Raw genomic sequence first — 3788 nt, forward strand, 5'->3', positions numbered from 1 at the left:
GCGAGGCCCCCGCCGCGCTCAGCTACCTCGGAGAAGGACACGCCCGGGCAAAGGTGGTCATCACCGTGTGACCCACCGCCCCTGCCCGGAATACTCGAGCTTGCGACCGGTCAACGCGAGGTCGCGTTGTTCACCGCCGACGTACTTGGCGTACCACGACGAAGCCCAGCTGCGGCCCGGGAATGGCAGGAACGATGGTGGTGTTGGCCGCCAGACTCCCGGTGCCGGCGGCTGGGTGAACAAGCTGGAGGCGTCGCGGCCGGTGGCCTGCGCGAACTCCTCCGATTGGGTCTCGTCAGGTCGAGTTGGCGGGGGTGGGCTCGCTTACCAACGCCTTGCCACTGCCGTAGACGCTGAGACGGCCGCGCAGACCCTGACCACGGCGCTCACCACGGCCGGGCGTCGCGGGGCACGACCACGGCGATGGTCGCCCGTTTGAGGTCTCGGGTCCGGCCCACCCGGTCGGCCCAGGACCTGGAGCGCATCCAGGCCGGCAGCCCGGCCGGCAGGTCCCGCTCCGGGATGGCCGCATAGTCGGTCGGCTGCAGCGCGGTTCCGTACGGGACCAGGTCGCGGTCCACATCGGGCGAGCGGATGGCCGGCCGCAGCCGCTCCAGCGCCTGGTTCCAGTTGCGCAGCATCGCCTCGACCGCGCGCTCGTAGGCGGCCTCGTCCCCCCGGGCGCTGGACTCCGGGGCGGTGGGGTGGGTGATCCGCTGGTAGGCGACCTCGACCCCTTGCCCGGCCGGGGTCACCTTCCAGGCCCGGAAGGCCCGGTCGGCCAGCCGCCCCAGGGCCACCACCGCCTCCACCCCGGTGTCGACCAGCAGGGCGTCCAGCCAGCGGTTGCGGTAGGCGGCGATGGCCGGGTCGTCGGCGTGCCGCTCCCCGCCGCCCTGACCGTAGACGCTGTACAGGAACGCGTTGACCATGACGTAGCCGACCTCGATGCCGAGCTTGGCCAGGAACCCCTGGAGGCGCTGGCCGGCCGCCCCGACCAGGATCCGGCGCGTGATCGCTTCGTGCTGGGCCGGGTCCTGGCCGATGACCACCACCCGGGCGCTGCCGTCGAGGCGGCCGCGGTGGAAGACCGGTCCCCACTCGACCCGGAAGTCGGCGGCCGGATAGACCTCCTCGCCGGGATAGTCGGCACACAGGGAACGAAACGGCTCCTGGCCATAGCCGGGGTCGAAGTCGTGCCCCCCCATCGGCTGACCTCCCCTTGCCGGTTTCGACCAAGCGCAGGAGCCTTGGTACCTTCACGTTCCTTGCGGGGGAAGTCAAGGGTCGTTCGCCGAGGAGCAGCACGGATGACAGGCGCTCGAGGGCCGCGTGGGAGCGACGACCGATTCGGGCGCGCCTACCGGACCGGCATCCCGACCGAGATCCCGGCCCCGCCGGTCGCCGGTCCCGGACGGGAGCTGGCCGCGCGAGCGGCCGTCGGCGAGGCGTTCGCGCTGCGGGGCTGCGTGCTCACGCCGGAGGGGCCGGTCGAGGACGGCTACGTGGTCGTCGACGACGACCGGCGGATCACGGCGGTGGAGGACCGCCGTCCCGGAGGAGTCAGGGTCCACGACACCGGTGGCGTGATCCTGCCCGGCCTGATCGACCTGCACGGCCATCCCGAGTTCAACATCTTCGCGGCCTGGGAGCCGCACGTCCTGTTCGCCAACCGGTACCGCTGGCGGGCCAGCCCCGTGTACCGGCAGCTGGTCCGCGACCCCCAGAACCGGCTGCTGGAAGCGCTGGAGCCCCAGGTCCAGCTGCGCTACGCGGAGGTCCGGGCGCTGGTCGGCGGCGCCACCGCGATCCAGGGGGCGAGCGGGCGGCTGCGCACCAGCGAGGAGGCGCTGGTGCGCAACGTCGACCGGCGCATCTTCGGCCGGCACCGCGCCCGCTCCATGATCGACCTGCCCTCGGCCGGCTCCCGCGACATGGACACGCTGCAGTCGATCCTGGCCGACATCCAGACCGGGGAGGTCACCGCCTTCTACATTCACCTGGCCGAGGGCCGCGCCGACGACCCACGCTCGGGGCGGGAGTTCGACCGGCTGGTCGAGTTCGGCGCCCTGACGCCGGCCACCGTCATCATCCACGGCAGCGCCCTGACCGTCGAGCAGCTCGGCCAGGTCAGCGACGCCGGCGCCAAGCTGGTCTGGTCGCCCCAGAGCAATCTTCGCCTGTACGGCGAGACCACTCGCGCCGCCGACGCCCTGGCGCTCGGGGTGCCGGTCGGCCTGGGTGCCGACTGGCTGCCCAGCGGCAGCACCAGCATGCTGGCCGAGCTCAAGGTCGCGGCCCGCATGCTCGCCCAGCAGGGCAACCCGGCCACAGCCCGCCAACTGGTGGAGATGGTGACCGCGGGCGCCGCCCGCATCGCCGGGCTGGGCGACCAGCTCGGCGCCCTCCTGCCCGGACGACCGGCTGACCTGCTGGTGCTGGAGCGCCAGCGCGAGGACCCCTGGGCCAACGTGGTCGCCGCCGACCCGTCCTGGGTCGAGCTGGTGGTGGTTGACGGCGACCTGGCCTACGGGCGAGCCGACTGGATCGTCGAGCTGACCGGCGCCACCGAAGGGCTCGAGCCCCTGGTCGCCTGGGGCAAGCCGATGCTGCTGGACACCAGCCACCGCGCCCACCCGTCCGGCCCCCAACCCCCTACCCTGACCCAGCTCCGCGCCGACCTGATCGCCCACTACCCCCAGGTCGGCCCCATCTTCGCCTGACCACCGCACCGCGGCGGCTGAGCGGCCCCTCAGCTCCTCACACGAGTTGGGCATTGAGGTCGCCAGCCCGGGCGGCACCGTCGGCCTCCACCGCAGCGGGAAGTACCGGAACGGCCGCCGGGACGGCCAGGCCCGTGACCGCGTCCACGACGCCGATCGGCGGTTCTGGCCATCGCGGAGGGTGCGCTGGCAGGTCGCCGACGCCCTTGCCGTTGCCCGAGCCAAGGAGGACATTGAGCGGTTGCAGGTCAGCGACCGGCTGTCCATTTGTCGGGAGGTCGCACCGTGTTCGGAGCGGTCGGGCAGCGGGCCCGGGAACTCTGGCGGAAGCTCACACGGCAATCATCTTCATATCCGGAGGAGCGGGCAGGGTAGTGAAGCGCCTGGGTTGCTACCGAGGTTGTGAGCCTGCGTTGGTGGCGGCGTGCTTGCCGCGTCCCCATGGCCCACCCCAACGAGGACCTGGTTCGTCGAGGCTACGACGCCTCCCGAGGCGACATCGGGACGCTCCGGCAGACGAGCATGCCGTCGGGGTATCCGTCTCTGAGGGCGACCGGGAGGGGCGCCGGCTGCACAGCCTGCAGACGATTGTCTTCCAGGTGCGCGATGACAGGTTCGTTGAGGCTTGGGCGCTCCACTACGACCAGCATGCAACTGACGAGTTCTGGGCGTCGGAGACACACGAGGAGGAGACGGCTCCAGCTAGACTGGAGCTGTCTCCTCCTAGACGACCTTGTACAGCAGCCCCCTCGAACCCCCCCAGGTCAGCCGCGAGGGTAGCGCACGACCATGCGTAGTACGAGAGCCTCGTTCGCCTAGGACAAAACCTGCTAGGCTCCGTGTCACGGTCGCGCAGGAGCATGCCATGCCTCCCGAGGAGCAACGTCAGGAACTGGGCGCGTTCCTCCGCGCCCGACGAGCGGCGCTACGGCCCGAGGACGTTGGACTCCCCCAAGGGGTCAACCCCCGTCGCACCCCTGGGCTACGGCGTGAGGAGCTGGCGCAGCTGGCTGGCATCAGCGTGAGCTGGTACACGCGCCTCGAACAGGGCAAGGACGTGCAGCT

At 71.5% G+C, this 3788-nt stretch carries 3 protein-coding genes; 2 read left to right on the forward strand and 1 reads right to left on the reverse strand.

Translation table 11 applies throughout. From position 1 onward, the window contains the following. Positions 1–386: 386 nt before the first annotated feature. Positions 387–1208: a uracil-DNA glycosylase family protein gene (locus tag VF468_31405; GenBank protein ID HEX5882794.1), complete on the reverse strand. Its 822-nt coding sequence runs from the start codon at positions 1206–1208 to the stop codon at positions 387–389. A gap of 102 nt (positions 1209–1310) precedes the next feature. On the opposite strand from VF468_31405, the gene VF468_31410 reads away from it, so the two are divergent. Together VF468_31410 and VF468_31415 are read left to right on the forward strand one after the other, a co-directional pair. Next, the gene (locus VF468_31410; protein ID HEX5882795.1) at positions 1311–2723 is read left to right on the forward strand and encodes an amidohydrolase family protein; all 1413 of its coding nucleotides are present in this window, start codon (positions 1311–1313) and stop codon (positions 2721–2723) included. 865 nt (positions 2724–3588) lie between these two features. Further along, on the forward strand, positions 3589–3788 hold a 200-nt coding region (locus tag VF468_31415), incomplete at its 3' end, for a helix-turn-helix transcriptional regulator (protein HEX5882796.1).

The organism is Actinomycetota bacterium, from assembly GCA_036280995.1.
GTDB lineage: Bacteria > Actinomycetota > CALGFH01 > CALGFH01 > CALGFH01 > CALGFH01.

Bases quoted from the DNA above. Each gene is read 5' to 3' on its own strand.
- VF468_31405 (HEX5882794.1), bottom strand. From the start codon at position 1,208: ATGGGGGGGCACGACTTCGACCCCGGCTATGGCCAGGAGCCGTTTCGT.
- VF468_31410 (HEX5882795.1), top strand. From the start codon at position 1,311: ATGACAGGCGCTCGAGGGCCGCGTGGGAGCGACGACCGATTCGGGCGC.